The organism is Pseudoalteromonas sp. MBR-15 (assembly GCF_053628915.1).
Window position 1 is genome coordinate 91,160 of the sequence record NZ_JBRJHH010000006.1, and the last position, 16,737, is coordinate 107,896.

Here is a 16,737-nt window from a genome sequence, read left to right on the forward strand (position 1 = left end):
CTTGTGATAGACACAGGCGGAATTGGCTTTAGTTAACAATCTAATGTGGGAACTCAAAGTACTACAAGCTGAGCTTCAACAAATGTAAGCTCGTGTACAAGTGAAGACACAGCTAAAGCATGTGGAAGAATTAATCTTGATAGTTAGAGTTGTCATTTATTTCACTTTTTAAATGAACGAATATTGATCTTTTATCTCGTTCATGTCCGAAAGCTAAAAGTTTCCTACACATGAAAGTGGTTTTGCAAGAGTATCTACTAGAGAACAAGATTTGAATGCTCAACTGTTCAGTTGGGCTATTATGGTTGTAAAAAAATATTATAAGGCAATGTGTCTGGTACTTCGGTTAGAAATGAAAAAAGTTAAAGAAGCTAATCGATTTCATCAGGTAGGGTGATGAGGTAATAGTTACTCGCCTTGATCGGCTAGGCCGATCATTAAAGTCTATTCTTGAGGACATTGAAAGTACTCACAAACGGGGCGATTGTTCAAAGATTATTAATGGTTCTGTCAGTACAAAAAATGATAATCCGTTTACCAGTTTCATTCATAATCTGCGCAATTAGCAATAATGACGTGCGTTCATAACGGTCATAAAGAGCAATCCCCCTGCGCTGAAATAATGCTTATTCCTTCATTGGATATAAGCGAACAGCTTAAGTTAAATGAAATTACTCAAATTACCTTATTAAACTTGTCACAGGGAGAGCATGAGTTTCATTGTCAGATACAAATGTATCGCGGCGTCTTAAAAGTAATTTAGTTTTAAATAGGTCTTTTTACACACCTGAACGAGCAAAAGTAACTTAACAAAAGGCTTCTCGAAAACATTACGAGAAGCCTCTAAATTAAAGTTAAGATTTGTATTTACTGTAAACAATTCTATATAGAACAGGCAAAACAACTAAAGTAAGTAAAGTAGAGGAAATAATCCCTCCAATTACCACCGTTGCTAATGGCCTCTGAACTTCAGCCCCAGTTCCGACGTTTAATGCCATAGGAATGAAACCTAAGCTAGCAACCAAAGCGGTCATTAATACAGGGCGAAGCCTGATAGTTGCACCTTCGATAATTGAGTTTATTAGCTCTCCTGTTTCAAGTAATCGCTGTTTAATGAATGACAGCATCACCAGTCCATTTAATACAGCTATCCCTGAAAGAGCGATAAATCCAACAGCAGCAGAAATTGAAAGAGGCATGTCTCTTAACCACAAAGCCAATACGCCGCCTGTAAGTGCTAAAGGCACACCACTAAATATGATCAGGGCATCTTTTATTGAACTAAATGCTATGACAAGCAGTGTCAAAATTACAAACAATGTGGCAGGTACTACGATGGATAATCTTTGCGTTGCACTCTCAAGTTGCTCAAATGTTCCGCCGTACTCAAGCCAATAACCAGCAGGCAATTCAACATTTTGTTGAATTTTTTGCTGTGCCTCTTGTACGAATGAGCCTAGATCTCGGTTTCTAACATTTGCTGTAATTACAATTCGTCGCTTACCATTTTCTCGGCTTATTTGACTTGGAACTGTCGTATAATTTAACTCTGCAACTTCGCTTACAGGTACAAACTCACCACTTTCTGTCGCGATTGGCAAATTACCTAGCTGATCAAGGTTGGCTCTCAACAGCTCAGGATATCTAACTACAATTTCAAATCGACGATCACCTTCGAATATTAACCCTGCGCCTTCACCTGACACGACTGTTTTTAACCAAGACTGTAAGTCGCTTGCATCCAACCCGTATAGCGCTAATGCTTCAGGCTTGGGGTTAACGGTAAAGATAGGCACGTCATCAACTTGTTCGAGCCGCGCATCAGCAACACCTGAAATTGTATTGAGTGTAGCCAAAACTTCTTGTGCAGAAATGACAAGTTGGGATAGATCATCACCGTAGAGCTTAATCCCTAAATCAGCTCTTACTCCGCTAATTAATTCGTTAAATCGCATCTGAATTGGTTGAGTAAACTCATAATTATTGCCGGGAATAGAGCTGAGATCTTTTTCCAGCCTTTCAACAAAATCCTCTTTCGTTAAATTAGGGTCGGGCCATTGCTCTCTCGGCTTTAATATCAGAAAAGTATCAGTCACATTTGGCGGCATCGCGTCTGTCGCAACTTCTGCTGTGCCCGTTTTTGAAAACACCGTAACAACTTCATCATATTTCATAATTTGTTGTTCAAGTACCTTCTGCATTTCTACAGCTTGGTCAATACCCGTGCCCGGAATACGCATCGCGTGCAGTGCAATGTCACCTTCATTAAGTTGAGGAACAAATTCAGATCCTAATTTACTACCAAGTAATATGCTAAATGTCACAAGTAAAGCAGCGCCGCAAACAACTAGCCAACGTAGTTTTAAAGCCCACTTCAAAACAGGACTATAAACTGACTTAGCGCCGACAATTACTGGACTTTCTTTTTCGCTGATTTTGCCTTTCAAGAATAAAGCAACCGCAGCGGGGACTAGCGTGAAGGTAAATACCATTGCAGACAATAGAGCGATTATCACCGTTGCGGCCATCGGATGAAACATTTTGCCCTCGACACCCGATAAGGTAAACAAAGGTAAATAGACAATCGTTATGATCAATACGCCAAAAACACTAGGTCGTATAACCTCATTGGTAGCAGAATAAACAATGTCTAGGCGTTCTTTCAGGGAAATGACAGAACTATTTCGTTTTTGGCTTTCTGCTAACCGCCTAATGCAGTTCTCAACGATTATTACCGCGCCATCGACAATCAATCCAAAATCTAAGGCTCCCAGACTCATTAAATTCGCAGAGACTTTGCTTTGAACCATGCCCGTGATTGTTGCCAACATTGCCAAAGGAATTACTGCGGCGGTAATCAAAGCGGCGCGTATGTTACCCAGTAATAGGAACAATACGAAGATAACCAGTAATGCACCTTCAATAAGATTTTTCTGTACGGTGCTAATTGCTTTATCAACCAGAGTTGTCCTGTCATATAAGGGAACTATGGACACGCCTTGAGGTAAACTGTTTTGGATTTCACTAAGCTTGTCACCAACAGCCAATGCCACCGAGCGTGAATTTTCTCCTACCAGCATCATTGCGGTGCCAATCACACTTTCCTTGCCTTCCAGTGATGCAGCTCCTGTCCTTAGCTCTTTTCCTATCGCAACTTCGGCGACATCTTTAACTTTTACAAGTGTGCCGTCGTCGCTTTTTATAATGACGTTTTGGATGTCTTGAATAGATTGCAACTGAGCTTGTGAACGAACAAGAATTTGCTGTCCGCTTCTTTCGATGAATCCAGCCCCTTGATTTGCATTATTTCGCATTATTGCATTTGATAGTGCTTCACTGGTAATACCGAAGTGCAACATCCTTAACGGATCGGGATTGATATGGTATTGCTTTTTATAGCCACCAATTGCATTGATTTCCGTAATCCCTTTAACCAATGCAAGTTGTGGTTTCACTACCCAGTCATGGATCTCCCTTAACGCCATCGCATCATAGGGTAAGCCATTATTCTGCTTTGCACTTTCGTCGGCAGTTATACTGTACATGTATATTTCACCGAGGCCCGTAGCAATTGGTCCCATTTCTGGTTCAATGCCAAACGGTAGTTGCTCCTTAATTGCGCTAAGTCGCTCATTGATTAGGTTTCTGGCAAAATACAAATCTGTGCCTTCTTCAAACACAACAGTCACTTGCGACAGGCCATATCGAGAAAGTGAACGGGTATAATCCAGCTTAGGTAAACCTGCCAAGCCCGTTTCGACGATAAACGTAATCCGTTGCTCTGTTTCCAAAGGTGAATAACCTTGAGCCTGCGTGTTTATTTGTACCTGTACATTGGTTATATCTGGCACAGCGTCAATAGGTAGCTTCTGATAGTTCCATATTCCTAAAGCGATGATAAACAAGGCCATAAGCAACATAGTACCACGTCTACGGATAGATAATTCTAGTATCCAAGCGATCATATTTTCACCTCGATAATACTGAAGCCAATATGTAGAGGACAAAAAGGTCGGAGATTAGTGTTCATGTCCAGCCTCCGATTTTTTTAGATCAGCAACTAGCAGATAACTGTTCTTTACAACCACACTTTCGCCGACGTTCAAACCGTCGATGATAGCAATATTGATAGCGTCTGAAGCGCCAGTTTTTACGGCGCTAGGGTGGTATTCATTGCCTTCTTTAATAAAAACAACATCTTTGCCTTCAAACTCTTGAATGGCTCCTTTTGGCACAACAACTGGAGCAGAGTGTTGACTGGTCGTAACCGCACCTTTAATTACAGTGCCAAGCGGCCACTTGTTGGTTTTGTTATCCAATTTTACAAATGCCAATGAGTATGGCTTGTCGTTTAGTGATGGTGTTAAATAGCTAATTTGCGCACTTTGATTAAATTCAGTGCTATGAATTAGCACCTGCTGGTTAGCGTTAACCTTACTTAGCTGAGTAGGAAACACTGATAGTTGTGCCCAAACCACGTCAAAATTGGCTATTGTCAGCAAGTTTTCACCATTTGTAAGCTCGCCAATATTGGCTTGCCTAGCGACTATACGCCCAGACATTGGTGCTTTTATCGAATATTGATTTAAGCTCTCATTGGATTCAATCACTACCAACGTTTCACCTTTTTTGACCTCTTCGCCGAGATTGACTTTTACTTCCTTAATAACACCATCGAATCTAGCGTTAACGTGCGCAAGTGAGGCAGGATCGGCAACGATTTTTCCATATACAACTTCTTCGTTATGAATAACACCGCTAGTTGCTGCTACTGTTTCAATGCTGTTTTGTTTAGCCATCTCAACAGACATAGAGACTATTTCATCTTTGTGTTCTTCACTGGCTGAGGTCGTGATGGAGGTGAAACCAATTACAGCAACAAGCATTAATTTGAAAAGGCTGATTGGTGAATTTAATATATTTTTCTTTTTCATGATTAATTCTCAATAAAGCTTGAAAGTTGGCTTTCTGTATTGCCGGAAGAAATTAATGGAATGCCTGATAAGGACTCAATGGAGGCGCTTTGTTTGTGAACCTCACTTGCGGCAAAAATAAGCGCATATTGCATCTCAATAAGCTCTTTTTGAACTGAAACTAGCTCTAAATAACTAAAGCGCCCGTCCGAATAGGCTTTTTGCACTAATGACAAAGCACTTTCTTGAGGCGGAATAATACTGGTTTGTAAGGTTTCAACCGTAAGGCGAGCCTCTTCCTGAGCCGCATAAAATGTCGCTAATTGGCTGTAAATTGCTCGCTCACTGGCTTTCCGTTGCTGCTCAACTTCATCGAGTTTTGCTTTTTGAGATTGATAGCTGCCTCTATTTCTATCACTCGTAAACAGAGGGACGCTAATTCCTGCAACCAACGCAGTCTCATTGCTACCTTCAAGTCTTTTCACACCTGCGCTCCACGTTATATTAGCGTGGCTTTGTGCGTTGATTGATTGTAATTGAGCTTGCTGAATTCTCGATTGCTCTGCATAAGCTAATATATGAGGACTTTGAGAAAGTTGAGCCATGATGTATTCGAGTGATATTGTTTTGGGAAGTGCAAATAAATCGCCTGATACACGAGAGAATTGCGGTGATTGTTCTCCCCACATAATAGCTAACTTACGAACACTGGCCTCTAACTGCTTGGAAATGGTTAGCGTCTTTAGTCGAGCTGTTGCTAAAGCTGCATCAGCTCGTTTTTGCTCTGATGACGGTGCCGAACCAACACGAACTTTTTTGGAGACAGTTTGATAGGTTTCTCGTGCTAGCTTTTCTGCATTTTCATTGACGAGCATGATTTGCTGTAACGTCAAAACATCGATATAGCGAGCTGCTACTTCACCCAAAATATCGAGTGTTTGTATTCTTTTTTCAACAGCTATTGCTTGCTGTTGGGCATTAACATAAAGCTTTCTGCTATTTACCTTATCTCCCAATTCCACCACGGAAGATATTGATAAGGTAAGTTCAGCGTCGCTGAATCCAGATACATCACCTGTACCTGCAAAGTTTTCCAATTCAGCGCTGACGTTATATTCAGGTTTTAACCCTGCGGTAGCTAACTCGCCGTCTAAACGCTTTTGTTTGTATTTAAAAGCTGTTAGCTGTGGGTTGTTTGCAAGTGTTCGTTGTATTGCCTCTGACAATGAAACTGAATCAACAGTTAAGTCATTTGCAAATACATTATTAGTTGTCACTAAAAACGACAACAGAAGCAACCGTTTTACTTTCTTCCAAGCAAGTACGGGGGCCTTAAAATAAGACATATTCATATTTTGTCCTGTTTATTTTATGAAACGAGCGTTGGCTTCACCGCCTAACGCGCCAATTAAATAAAAGGACTAACTTTTGGGAGGTCGAAGTAATCTGGAAGGGGGAGCTTCAATGACTACTTTTAAATAATCAAATACCTGACTTGATTTGAAATCAATGTCTCTACTGATGTAAACATGCGTAGCAAACTGTACATGCGAGCCATTGCAGTGTCCGCAATGATGACAATCAGCGGGGTTGTGTTGGTCATTATCTGCTGATGATTGTATTAATTTTTCAGAAGAAATGTGGTCATCTAAAGCATGAACATGCTCGGTTTTTATATGCTCGGAATCAACAATATGAACATCAGCAACTTTTGCCACAGCAGAAAATGACTGAAGTAATATCAGCACTATCATGATGTATGCAGGGAATTGTTTAATATTCATTTCGTTTCAACTATCTCTTAGTTATGCCAATGTTAACACTATCGTTTAGCTTGCGTCACGACATTGCTCGTCTATGAACTCTATTTCAATTGTTGTATGAGCAAAATCAAACTCTTTAAGCTCCTGTCGCAACTCTAGCTTGTACGATTTCAGCTCTTCGTTAGATATTTCAGTGTTTAAAACAATATGGGCGGTTAAAACGTTGTGTTCACCATCAAGTGACCAGATGTGTAAGTGATGTACTTCACCCACAATGGCTTTAGAAACTATTTTCGATTTAATATTTTCAATAAGATCAATATCTGGTGTCGCTTGCAAGAAGAGCATAAGTGTCGTTTTCAGTGTTCTTACAACATTAAATAAAATAAAAAGGGTAAACCCAATTGATAAAATAGGATCGAGTATGGGCCATTCAACAAACATCAATACGATTGATACAATAAATATAGCTATCCAACCTAAAACGTCTTCAAGCAAGTGCCAGTTTAAAACTCGTTCATTTAAGGTCTTTCCATGACTTAGCTTATAGGCAGCGTAACCGTTTACCACCATGCCAAAAATAGCTAATAAAAGCATTCCTTCGACTTGAGGCATTTCGGGGTTAGCTAATCTTGGTATGGCCTCAATTAGTATAAAAACAGAACCAACAGTTAATACCAAACCGTTAATCAATGCGCCAAGCAATGAAAAGCGCTTGTAACCATATGAAAACTGGCTAGAGGCAGGCTTGTTACTGAGCTTATTTAATCCCCATGCGGTGCCTATGGAGATGCTATCTCCTAAATCATGGATAGCATCTGCCATGATTGCCGTACTATTGGTTAACCAACCTCCGATAAATTCGATGATGGTAAACGTGAGGTTTAGAAAAAAAGCCCAGCCAATGCGTCTCGAAGCGTCCTCATCATTGTGAGGGTGATCATGACCGTGAGAGTGGTTATGCATGTTGAGCCTCGGCGGTTACATTTTTTCTTCTAAGCCTTTGTACATTCCAATTAATGATATGACGGATAAAGTTTTGGTACGCCCAACGTTTAATACCCGTTAGATTGGTTCCCTGCTCAGCATAGAATTCATCGGGTGAGTCATAAAAGCCAAAGTCGTCGTGTATGCCTTCTTTTTGAATATAAGTATCTTTACCAACCCAGTTCGTCTCTGGGTTACTTATGCAGGTAGTAGCTATTCCATAACCACAAAAATTATCTTTAGCTTGACTGAATTTGGATTGAATTGAACTTAGGTAAGCTTCGTCGAGAATGAAGCCTTCTAAATTGATCCACTTACCTTCATAGAGCACTTCTACCCAGCTATGGATAATGGATTTTGGGGCAAGCCAAAATACATAAGAAGGAATAGCGCCTTTCTGAAGCTGTTGGTCAATCGTGAAACCATGAAATCGGCACTGAATACCAAGCGCTCGGAATAGAGCCATTAACAAGTTTCCCTTGGTATTGCACTGTCCATAGCCATCCGCTAAAACTTCACTCGCAGATATATCATCGCTGCGGTTGTAACCAAACTGAATCTCATCTTTAACAAAGGTGTAAGCAGCTCCTATTGTGTTGTATTCATCCATTGTATTCCAATTCCGATCTGCTATTAGAGATTGGATGCTGTGATCATCTAAGTCTAATATTTGTGTTTTCTCTAAATAATTAGCACTCATTATCCATCTCCTTTAAGAACATGATTTTGATTTACTTCCACTACAGCTATTGTTTTCGCTTGTTAACTCTGCGTTGCTCAGCTCTTTCTTCGCATCAGTAATAATCAGGTAAGCCCCTCTTAAAATTAGGGTTGCAATCACACTACCAATCACAATGTCAGGCCAGCGAGAATCAAGTAGCATCACTAAAACACCAGCAGCAATGACCCCCAAGTTTGCGATCACATCGTTGGCTGAAAATATCCAGCTTGCACGCATATGGACTTCACCATTGCTTTGCATTCTGATTAAAACTAAACAAATGACGTTTGCTATTAATGCTACAAAACCAAAGCCGATCATGAACCAAGAGTGAGGCTCACCTTCTCCGAGTCTTCTTACTATGTCAAAGATTACCAATATTCCGAGTGTCAGCTGAAAGTAACCGCTGATAAGGGCTGCATTGGCTTTATGCTTTAAAGATCGGCTCACGGCATATAGAGCAATACCATAGACAATTGCGTCAGCCAGCATATCCATTGAATCTGCTATCAAAGCCGTTGAGTTTGCATATAGGCCCACAGTAATCTCAACGCAGAACATAACCGCATTAATACCTAGCAACCAATACAGCACATGTTTTTGTTTCGCATCTTTTAGTTCGACTTCGCAACCACAACCACTCATTGCACGGCCTTAGTTATTTGCTTGATAACTTAACTATAAAGTCTATAGTGACTATAGAGTCAAGATTTAGGACTAAAGTTTTATGAAGATAGGTGAACTTTCAAAAACGACAGGGTGTTCGATACAAACAATTCGGTATTACGAGAAAGAAGGGTTGCTTTCAACTCCTGAACGTACTGAAGGGAATTACAGGTTATACGGTGAACGGGCTTTAAAAGAATTAGAGTTTATAAAGCATTGCCGAAGTTTGGATATCCCTCTAACAGATGTTAAACGCCTTATGGAACTGAAAAATAAGCCAGAAGAAAGCTGTGCAAGTGTTAATAAGCTCATTGCTCAACAATTGGCCTTAGTTAACAATCGAATGAGAGAACTCAAAGCACTAAAAGCTGAGCTTCAACAAATGGCAAGTTTGTGTACAACTGAAAACACCATTGAAGCGTGTGGAATAATTAAGTCACTTGATAGTTAGAATTGTCATTCATTTTCTATCCGTGTTGTGTACGAATAACTATATTTTATTACGTTCATGTACGAAATTTATTTAATGTACTTTCGTTCACTTGATTGTTAAGATGTACGAAAGTTACAGGTTTCGTACATATGAAAGTTGGTTTTGCAAGAGTCTCAACTAAAGAGCAAGATTTAAATATTCAACTGTCCAAGTTGGACGCTCATGGCTGTGAAAAAATATTTCAAGGAAAACAGTCAGGTGCTTCCATTAGAAATGAAGAAAAGCTAAAGGAACTCATCGATTTTATCAGGGAGGGTGATGAGGTAATTGTTACTCGCCTTGATCGGCTAGGCCGATCATTAAAGTCTATTCTTGAGGCTATTGAAAGTATCCACAAAAAGGGGGCTTGTTTAAATATTATCGACGGCTCTCTCAATACTAAAAATGATAATCCGTTTGCCACCGCCATGATCAACCTATGTGGAGTATTCGCTCAACTTGAGCGGGATCTTATAAAAGCCAGAACCGCAGAAGGTCGCGAAGAAGCGAAGGCTAAAGGCAAACATATGGGTAGGTTGCCTGCTTTATCAGACAAACAAGCGAAAGAATTATATAAAGATAAATTAAATGGTGAATCGATCTCTGCATTAGCGAAGAAATATTCTGTTAGCCGCCCGACGGTTCATCGAACTATTGAAAGAATGGAACAAAAAAATAATAAATAAAAGGAGATGTTATGTGGTCTGATAAAGAGTCAAAAATTGACTTCTTAAACTTTAATGAAACGGCTGAGTCGATTAAAGATCTTATCACTGAAAAGGAATTAATGCCTATTAGTATAGGTGTCTTTGGTGATTGGGGCGCTGGAAAATCCACGATTCTTGAACTTACCAAAGCATCTTTGGAAACTGATGAACAAGAATATATACAAGTGCATTTCGATGCATGGACTTTCCAAGGATACGATGACGCTAAAGCAGCGCTATTAGAAACAATTGCATCTACTTTAGTAAAAAAAGCAGCAGACGATAAAAATCTAAGTGCAAAAGCAATAGAGTTTGCTGGACGAATAGATAAGATCAGACTGATGGGACTGCTAATGGATGGTGGTGCAGCATTAGCTGGTATACCGACTATGGGTGGTATACAGAAGATCATGGGACTATTCAGTGGTGGTGACGATGGTGAACTTGATGTTGATGATGTAAAAGGTGCTGTCGATGGCGCTAAGGATGTTGCGAAGAAAAACAAAGGTTTGATCAAAGATAAGAAATCATTCTCACCTCCTAAAGAAATTAAAGAATTCCGAAAAGCATATTCTGATCTGTTAAAGGAGTTTGATAAGCCACTTATTGTCTATGTCGATAATTTAGATCGCTGCTCTCCATTTAATGCCATTTCAACACTTGAGGCGATCAGATTATTTCTATTTTTACCAAATACCGCATTTGTCATTGCCGCCGATGAAGACATGATCCGTTTGGCAGTACCTGAATATCACAAAGGTGCATCTCAACGACATCAAACTGATTATTTAGACAAGCTTATTCAAATTCCTGTGCATGTACCAAGGCCCGGTGTTCTTGAGATAAGGGCATATTTAATGATGCTCACCGCTCAAGACCACGGAGTGACAGATGCTCAGTTAGAAGCGATAAGATGTGCCCTTGAAGAATCATTAAGGCTTTCTTGGAAACAACCACAAATTACCGTTGATGAGCTTCTTCAGGATCACGATATCGAAAAGCATTCAGGACTCAGAAGCAAATTTGTAGTTGCTGAACAGTTAGCTCCACTATTAGCTGAATCCACAAACATTAACGGTAACCCTCGCATAGTTAAGCGATTACTCAATCAAGTTAAGATGAGAAAGAAAACGGCTCACCGTCGAGGAATGCAGCTTGACGAGAAAACTATCACTAAGCTGGTAATTTTTGAGAGGTGCTTAGGCACTCAGGCTACTAACAAGCTTTATGAATTAATTGATAAGGAAAACGGATATCCAAAAGTTTTAGCGGATCTCGAAAATTCAGAAGTTGAATTTGATGAAATAAAGTTACCTGAAGAGTGGAAACTCGACCTAGCTTTTATTGATAAATGGTCAAAATTACCTCCAATGTTTACTGAGATGGATTTGACCCCAGCGGCATACCTTAGCCGAGAAAGCATTCCAATGGGTGCTGTTAATGCGGTAATGTCGGGAGCTGCTCAAAAACTTGTAGAAGAATTAATGAAGCAAAAGGTAAGGGTCAGTGGCGTTAACTCTACTGCGATTACCACAACTCCGAAGGAAGAGTACATGTCAGTCATGGATGGTTTGATTGAAAACTTTAAGTTGATTGGTGATTGGACCGAAAAACCAACAGGCATCTATGGAGCCGTGTTACTTGCCAAGCAGGATGATAAATGTTGCTTAAGTCTTCTTACATTCTTAAAAAGCTTGCCTCGTCAAAGGTGGCTCAATCCAATCTTAAAAGAACTAGAGGGAATTAAGTAATATGGGTACGTCCGCATCGTCTACAGGACCGAATAACAAGAGTCCGCTAATTCCATCTTGGGCAGAGCAAGGAGATCCCGTCACAATAGAGCCTGCATCAGGTACTGATGGGGATGATCAAACTGGTTCTGATAACAATCAATCTGATGATCAGAATGACCATACCAACGATATTGACAATGACAAGGTTCAACAAGAAATCGGTGGTTCGCCAACAGCAACGCCACCTCCAAATAGGTTTGCCAGCGCCAGAAGAGCATTTGGTAAATATGCACAAACAGGTGGCTCAACCTCAGATCTAAGGCGTTCATTAAAAAGTTACTCTAGAAAAGGCTCTGGCGGAGGTAAAAGCACAAGCCGGAGACTAGCAAGCGGTATAACGGCTGGTTCTGGATTGCTTGGTGTCATGCGTGGCGACACCGTAACGGTTAATAATCAAAGCTTATCATTAGGTGATCTAACTGGGTTATCGACTGACCAAGCAATTGACAAAATTGCTAGTCATTTGGCACCTGATAATGCCGATTCGGATGCTGTAAGAGTTGCGTTGGATTACGCACTAGAGGAAGCATTACCCGATACAGAAGAATTTGACCCAAACAGTTTTACTGACGAAGTTATTCAAGAAGCCATAGGCTGTTATTTAACAGATCTTATTTTTCAGGATGTGGTTGAAGGCATGGGCAGAGCTTGGTTTCATGTTGAGCCTGCAAGTAAGCATCATCAAATGGAAGTAGAATTAAGGGAATTAATAAAAGTGATCACACAAGAGCAGTTAGACAAAGTAACTAATGGCAACCCTAGTACTATTAGCAAGGAAAATATTACTAAAATTCAAGCTGATGCAATTGCAATGACAGTGGATGAATGGGAGAGTTTTGATGACTAATTTTTATTTTAACCATGACCCAGCTAACTTGCCTGATTTTTCTGAAGACTGTCATCCTGTCCAAATGTTTCACACGCATCAAAATGACATCACTAAGCACAGCTTAGTGTCAAAACAACTACTACAAACAGTTCGTGATTTAGGATTGCATGTAGATGCTGATGCAATAGATCTGATAACAATTGCAACCGCCGTTACCGCCGCTGATACATTTGAATTGAGGGATAATGCAGAAAATGCATGGGCTAGAAAAATGCACTTGCATGTTCCTGTTACCGATGAGGATATGTGGAATACTGTTGAGCCTGAACTAAGTTCTTTGCTCAACTTTCTAACGGGCGATCAATGGCAGTTTACTTTTGAAAAAACAACTATGCCGATGCCGACTCCTAAAACAAGTGAGCAAGCGAAAGCAAAAGCAAAATCATTAATTGGACTCAACTCAGTCTGCCTTTTTTCAGGAGGTCTTGATAGCGCAGTTGGTGCAATTGACATTTTAAACGGAGAGTCAGCCTTAAAACCGCTTTTGGTTAGTCACGCTTATCGTGGTGATGGCGCAAAACAGGAAGATATTAAGCAATTATTGTCCCCGCCATTCGGCGAATTGTCCTATTCAATGTCTCCTCATATTATCAAGCAGTTAGAAGGTAAAACTGACATTAGCATGAGGGGAAGAAGCTTCAACTTCCTAGCTATGGCGGTACTTGGTATATCAGCCTTAAGAAATGCTAATTGCGATAGCAGTATTGAAACTATTGTCGTCCCTGAGAATGGCTATATTTCTATAAATCCACCGCTTACCAGAAGACGGATTGGTAGCCATAGTACTAGAACTACTCATCCTAATTTTCTAAGCAGGCTTGAATCTTTGCTTAGAGACACTGGGTTTCATGTCAAATTTGTAAACCCCTATCAATTCAAAACTAAAGGTGAAATGTTAGCGGAATGTGTTGATCAAGACGCAATTAGAAAAGCAGTTCCTCTGAGTGTTTCTTGTAGTCATTGGCACAGAGAGCATAAACAGTGTGGGCATTGTGTACCTTGCCTTATTCGAAGAGCGTCAGTTTTTCATGCTGGTTTTACACAAGATGCGCCATACAAGACAAAGCGGTTGAGAGGTCTTATTAAAGAAAAAGATACTCGCGATGATCTCCAAGCGGTTCAAACTGCCATTATTAGATTGAAACAATCAGATAACTATCGTTCTTGGCTTCGAAAGTCAGGACCAATACCACAAGAAAAAGATATACGAGAAAAATTAGAATCAACTATTAAGCGAGGATTGGCAGAGGTTGAATTATTTCTCCAAGCGGATAAATCATCATGATGGATCTTCATTGCCATGTTGATTTATATCCAGATTATCAAGAGGTATTGAACGACATAAAAAGCAGTAATTATTACGTGCTATCAGTAACTACGGTGCCGTCAGCTTTTGAAGGTACTGTCCAGTTAACAAGTGACATAAAACACTGTAAAACGGCTTTGGGTCTGCACCCTCAACTTGCTCATTTAAGGAAAAATGAACTACCTCTATTCGATAAGCTAGTTGATAGAACTAGATATATTGGAGAAATTGGGCTGGATGGCTCAAAAGGTTATGCTGATTACTTTGATGATCAATTAGAGGTTTTTACGCATATTTTGAAAAAATGTGAAGGCTTTGATAACAAAATATTAACTATCCATAGTCTTAATGCGACAGGTGAAGTACTTGAACAACTTAAGTTATACCCCGATGCTGGTACTTCTATTCTTCATTGGTTTTTAGGTACTAAGAAGCAAGTTCTAGAAGCCGTCGAGCTAGGCTGTTTCTTTTCTATTGGGCCAGCCATGCTTACTTCAGCCAGAGCTAAAAAAGTAATATCGTGGATACCTCAAGATAGGATTTTACTCGAAACTGATGGCCCTTTCGCCAAAGTGGCGGGGAATATTCTGTTTCCTTCAAGTGTTGGCACTGTTACTGAATATCTGGCTGAAATTTGGTGTAAAAATAAGGCTTCGATAATTGAGCAACTGTCAGCAAACCTTAGGTGTTTAACATCAGTCAAGTAACTAATTATACGTCACGTAATCTTATAACAATTTTATTCAGGTTTAATCGATTTGTTTGAAGTATTTGTATTAGCTATAGCACTCAGTATGGACGTGTTTGCAGTATCCATAGGCTTAGGTTCTAAAAAAGTAGCAAATGCTGAAAAACTCTTTATTAAAGCCGTTGCTTATTTTGGATTTTTCCAAGGCTTTATACCTCTTTTAGGCTATTACAGCGGTAAAGGATGATCATCTTGGATTGAAGATTATGCACCTTGGATAGCTTTTATTTTGCTATTATTTATCGGTGGCAAAAATGATTTATGAGTCCCAATCTGAAGGAATTGAAGAAGATATTGCTAATGTTACTCATCGTGTGCTATTTGTTCTTGCTATTGCCGCCAGTATTGATGCAATGGCGGCAGGTTATGCAATCACATTGCTTGAGGTAGACATAGCCGTAGCTTGCTTGATAATAGGCGTCACGACGTTTGCCTTTAGCTAGATTGGTGTGAATATCGGCGAAAGAAGTGGCGTATGGCTGGAGTCTAAAGCTGAACTATTTGGTGGTTTAGTGTTAATCGCAATCGCATTTAAGATATTACTTGGTTGGCACAGAACCACCGAATACTAGGCTACTTACCTGAGCAACATGCATTGCCTTCTTGAATAGGAGGACACTTAACTGTTCCATAAGAGCAGTAAACGCAACAATCACCTTTGAACGGTTTAAGTAGTGCTTTACAGCTTTCGCATTCGTAATACCATTGGCAAGCGTTTGTAGGCATGGTTTCAACTTTGCTAAATCCACATTCAGGGCAAGTTATCTTAGATTTTAATTCTATACCTTGCATACTGGTTCCTTAATGGGCTTAACAATATCTAAAATAGACATTACGACCATCCAAATGATCCCAAAGTAAAATAAGTAAGTGCTCCAGTCGTATTGCCATAAAGGATAAAGGGTCAGCAATACTGCAATTGGGCCAATGACACTTAAAATGCCTCTTAATGACTCTCGATGTTGATACCAATTATAGAAATTAACTAACAACGCTAGTGAAGCAAATAATGGCAATAAGGTGTTCACCGCTATCCCTTCAAAATGTGAAAGAAAACCTAACCCAAGCGCAGATGCCAATGAGCCGAGCGCAGGAAAACATGCTGTGCAACTAAGGGCGGCTAGCCAAACGCCACCAGAACCTACTTTATCTAGAATTTTATTGATCATAACTATCTACCTCAATTTTTAAGGTAGTATAAACTCCGTACATAAGTACGGGGTCAATAGCTATTTAAGTGAATTTATTACCGGGCAGGATTGAGGGTCTTGATTGGCCTTGCAAGAATCTGTCATATCTTGAATTACTTTCTCTAACCGCTGTAAATCAGCAATTTTATTACGGATGAGATTAAGTTTTTGCAATCCCATCGATTCTATATCAGCGCAACTGCTACTTAGTGACATCAGTGATTCAATTTCTTTCAGCGTAAACCCTAATGCTTTAGCTTTCAGAATAAATTTGAGTTGATTAGCGTGTGTCTCGTCATACTTTCGATAACCTGATTCGGGTTTTGGAGGCTGCTCTATTAAACCTTGGCGCTCATAAAAGCGGATCGTTTCAACATTGATATCTAAATCTTTTGCCAGTTTTCCAATGGTTCTCATAAACATACTCTTTAGAAGCAGAGACATCATTATACAATTAATGCGGATTGCCTAAACTCAATTTTATTGCATGAACGGGGTCGCTAAGCGTCCGCTTTGTAGAATTAAGTTCACATATCCAGATCACTCTGACCGTCTCTTGTTCGCTCTTGCTGCCTGTCAGGT

At 39.9% G+C, this 16,737-nt stretch carries 18 protein-coding genes and 1 pseudogene; 9 read left to right on the forward strand and 10 right to left on the reverse strand.

Annotation, left to right across the window (positions count from 1 at the left end; translation table 11 throughout):
• Positions 1-446 precede the first annotated feature (446 nt).
• Together ACSSVW_RS09925 and ACSSVW_RS09930 are read left to right on the forward strand one after the other, a co-directional pair.
• Positions 447-566: a hypothetical protein gene (locus ACSSVW_RS09925; RefSeq protein WP_353683143.1), complete on the forward strand. Its 120-nt coding sequence runs from the start codon at positions 447-449 to the stop codon at positions 564-566.
• A gap of 56 nt (positions 567-622) precedes the next feature.
• On the forward strand, positions 623-763 hold the full coding sequence (locus ACSSVW_RS09930) for a cupredoxin domain-containing protein (RefSeq protein ID WP_229677580.1): 141 nt from the start codon (positions 623-625) through the stop codon (positions 761-763).
• A gap of 91 nt (positions 764-854) precedes the next feature.
• Here the strand turns inward: ACSSVW_RS09930 and ACSSVW_RS09935 are convergent, their stop codons facing one another.
• The 7 genes from ACSSVW_RS09935 to ACSSVW_RS09965 form a co-directional block, all read right to left on the reverse strand.
• A complete protein-coding gene (locus ACSSVW_RS09935) occupies positions 855-3,965 on the reverse strand; it encodes an efflux RND transporter permease subunit (protein ID WP_016708236.1) in 3,111 nt (1,036 codons plus the stop codon).
• 54 nt (positions 3,966-4,019) lie between these two features.
• Positions 4,020-4,934 (reverse strand): efflux RND transporter periplasmic adaptor subunit, encoded by a 915-nt coding sequence (locus tag ACSSVW_RS09940; protein WP_016708235.1) that lies wholly within the window; start codon positions 4,932-4,934, stop codon positions 4,020-4,022.
• 2 nt (positions 4,935-4,936) lie between these two features.
• Positions 4,937-6,259 carry a TolC family protein gene (locus tag ACSSVW_RS09945; RefSeq protein ID WP_231387283.1) on the reverse strand — a complete coding sequence of 441 codons (1,323 nt, stop codon included), beginning with the start codon at positions 6,257-6,259 and terminating at the stop codon, positions 4,937-4,939.
• 75 nt (positions 6,260-6,334) lie between these two features.
• A complete protein-coding gene (locus ACSSVW_RS09950; protein ID WP_227006811.1) occupies positions 6,335-6,667 on the reverse strand; it encodes a hypothetical protein in 333 nt (110 codons plus the stop codon).
• Between the two features lie 75 nt (positions 6,668-6,742).
• A complete protein-coding gene (locus ACSSVW_RS09955) occupies positions 6,743-7,642 on the reverse strand; it encodes a cation diffusion facilitator family transporter (RefSeq protein WP_016708232.1) in 900 nt (299 codons plus the stop codon).
• Entirely contained in the window at positions 7,635-8,363 is a 729-nt protein-coding gene (locus ACSSVW_RS09960) for a transglutaminase-like domain-containing protein (RefSeq protein WP_016708231.1), read from the reverse strand. The genes ACSSVW_RS09955 and ACSSVW_RS09960 overlap by 8 nt, the downstream gene beginning before the upstream one ends.
• A 12-nt stretch (positions 8,364-8,375) precedes the next feature.
• Positions 8,376-9,029, reverse strand: coding sequence for a cation transporter (locus ACSSVW_RS09965; protein WP_016708230.1), 654 nt, complete (start codon positions 9,027-9,029; stop codon positions 8,376-8,378).
• A gap of 82 nt (positions 9,030-9,111) precedes the next feature.
• Between ACSSVW_RS09965 and cadR the strand changes: the two genes are divergently transcribed.
• The 7 genes and pseudogenes from cadR (at position 9,112) to ACSSVW_RS10000 (ending at position 15,537) form a co-directional block, all read left to right on the forward strand.
• A complete protein-coding gene (gene cadR, locus ACSSVW_RS09970; protein WP_016708229.1) occupies positions 9,112-9,501 on the forward strand; it encodes a Cd(II)/Pb(II)-responsive transcriptional regulator in 390 nt (129 codons plus the stop codon).
• A 131-nt stretch (positions 9,502-9,632) separates the two neighbouring features.
• Positions 9,633-10,208 carry a recombinase family protein gene (locus tag ACSSVW_RS09975; protein ID WP_062566150.1) on the forward strand — a complete coding sequence of 192 codons (576 nt, stop codon included), beginning with the start codon at positions 9,633-9,635 and terminating at the stop codon, positions 10,206-10,208.
• 11 nt (positions 10,209-10,219) lie between these two features.
• Positions 10,220-11,980 carry a KAP family P-loop NTPase fold protein gene (locus ACSSVW_RS09980; RefSeq protein WP_082079326.1) on the forward strand — a complete coding sequence of 587 codons (1,761 nt, stop codon included), beginning with the start codon at positions 10,220-10,222 and terminating at the stop codon, positions 11,978-11,980.
• A 1-nt stretch (position 11,981) separates the two neighbouring features.
• Positions 11,982-12,869 (forward strand): hypothetical protein, encoded by an 888-nt coding sequence (locus tag ACSSVW_RS09985; protein ID WP_016708226.1) that lies wholly within the window; start codon positions 11,982-11,984, stop codon positions 12,867-12,869.
• Positions 12,862-14,196, forward strand: coding sequence for a Qat anti-phage system QueC-like protein QatC (qatC, locus tag ACSSVW_RS09990; protein ID WP_063702034.1), 1,335 nt, complete (start codon positions 12,862-12,864; stop codon positions 14,194-14,196). Before ACSSVW_RS09985 ends, qatC begins: the two co-directional genes overlap by 8 nt.
• Complete coding sequence (qatD, locus tag ACSSVW_RS09995; RefSeq protein ID WP_062566148.1) at positions 14,193-14,924, forward strand: Qat anti-phage system TatD family nuclease QatD; 732 nt, start codon at positions 14,193-14,195, stop codon at positions 14,922-14,924. Before qatC ends, qatD begins: the two co-directional genes overlap by 4 nt.
• A 51-nt stretch (positions 14,925-14,975) precedes the next feature.
• A pseudogene (locus ACSSVW_RS10000) lies at positions 14,976-15,537 on the forward strand (manganese efflux pump MntP).
• Between the two features lies 1 nt (position 15,538).
• Here the strand turns inward: ACSSVW_RS10000 and ACSSVW_RS10005 are convergent.
• The 3 genes from ACSSVW_RS10005 to ACSSVW_RS10015 are packed head-to-tail and all read right to left on the reverse strand — an operon-like array spanning position 15,539 to position 16,572.
• Positions 15,539-15,757, reverse strand: a complete 219-nt coding sequence (locus ACSSVW_RS10005; protein ID WP_062566147.1) for a GDCCVxC domain-containing (seleno)protein — start codon at positions 15,755-15,757, stop codon at positions 15,539-15,541.
• On the reverse strand, positions 15,745-16,134 hold the full coding sequence (gene merC / locus ACSSVW_RS10010) for an organomercurial transporter MerC (RefSeq protein WP_016708222.1): 390 nt from the start codon (positions 16,132-16,134) through the stop codon (positions 15,745-15,747). Before merC ends, ACSSVW_RS10005 begins: the two co-directional genes overlap by 13 nt.
• Positions 16,135-16,194: 60 nt before the next feature.
• The gene (locus ACSSVW_RS10015; RefSeq protein ID WP_016708221.1) at positions 16,195-16,572 is read right to left on the reverse strand and encodes a MerR family transcriptional regulator; all 378 of its coding nucleotides are present in this window, start codon (positions 16,570-16,572) and stop codon (positions 16,195-16,197) included.
• Between the last annotated feature and the right edge of the window lie 165 nt (positions 16,573-16,737).

Coding starts and splice junctions, on each gene's coding strand:
- ACSSVW_RS09960 (WP_016708231.1), bottom strand. CDS start 8,363: ATGAGTGCTAATTATTTAGAGAAAACACAAATATTAGACTTAGATGAT.
- ACSSVW_RS09965 (WP_016708230.1), bottom strand. CDS start 9,029: ATGAGTGGTTGTGGTTGCGAAGTCGAACTAAAAGATGCGAAACAAAAA.
- ACSSVW_RS09975 (WP_062566150.1), top strand. CDS start 9,633: ATGAAAGTTGGTTTTGCAAGAGTCTCAACTAAAGAGCAAGATTTAAAT.
- cadR (WP_016708229.1), top strand. CDS start 9,112: ATGAAGATAGGTGAACTTTCAAAAACGACAGGGTGTTCGATACAAACA.
- ACSSVW_RS09935 (WP_016708236.1), bottom strand. CDS start 3,965: ATGATCGCTTGGATACTAGAATTATCTATCCGTAGACGTGGTACTATG.
- merC (WP_016708222.1), bottom strand. CDS start 16,134: ATGATCAATAAAATTCTAGATAAAGTAGGTTCTGGTGGCGTTTGGCTA.
- ACSSVW_RS09930 (WP_229677580.1), top strand. CDS start 623: ATGCTTATTCCTTCATTGGATATAAGCGAACAGCTTAAGTTAAATGAA.
- ACSSVW_RS09945 (WP_231387283.1), bottom strand. CDS start 6,259: ATGTCTTATTTTAAGGCCCCCGTACTTGCTTGGAAGAAAGTAAAACGG.
- ACSSVW_RS10005 (WP_062566147.1), bottom strand. CDS start 15,757: ATGCAAGGTATAGAATTAAAATCTAAGATAACTTGCCCTGAATGTGGA.
- qatD (WP_062566148.1), top strand. CDS start 14,193: ATGATGGATCTTCATTGCCATGTTGATTTATATCCAGATTATCAAGAG.
- ACSSVW_RS09980 (WP_082079326.1), top strand. CDS start 10,220: ATGTGGTCTGATAAAGAGTCAAAAATTGACTTCTTAAACTTTAATGAA.
- ACSSVW_RS09985 (WP_016708226.1), top strand. CDS start 11,982: ATGGGTACGTCCGCATCGTCTACAGGACCGAATAACAAGAGTCCGCTA.
- ACSSVW_RS09950 (WP_227006811.1), bottom strand. CDS start 6,667: ATGATAGTGCTGATATTACTTCAGTCATTTTCTGCTGTGGCAAAAGTT.
- ACSSVW_RS10015 (WP_016708221.1), bottom strand. CDS start 16,572: ATGAGAACCATTGGAAAACTGGCAAAAGATTTAGATATCAATGTTGAA.
- ACSSVW_RS09940 (WP_016708235.1), bottom strand. CDS start 4,934: ATGAAAAAGAAAAATATATTAAATTCACCAATCAGCCTTTTCAAATTA.
- qatC (WP_063702034.1), top strand. CDS start 12,862: ATGACTAATTTTTATTTTAACCATGACCCAGCTAACTTGCCTGATTTT.
- ACSSVW_RS09955 (WP_016708232.1), bottom strand. CDS start 7,642: ATGCATAACCACTCTCACGGTCATGATCACCCTCACAATGATGAGGAC.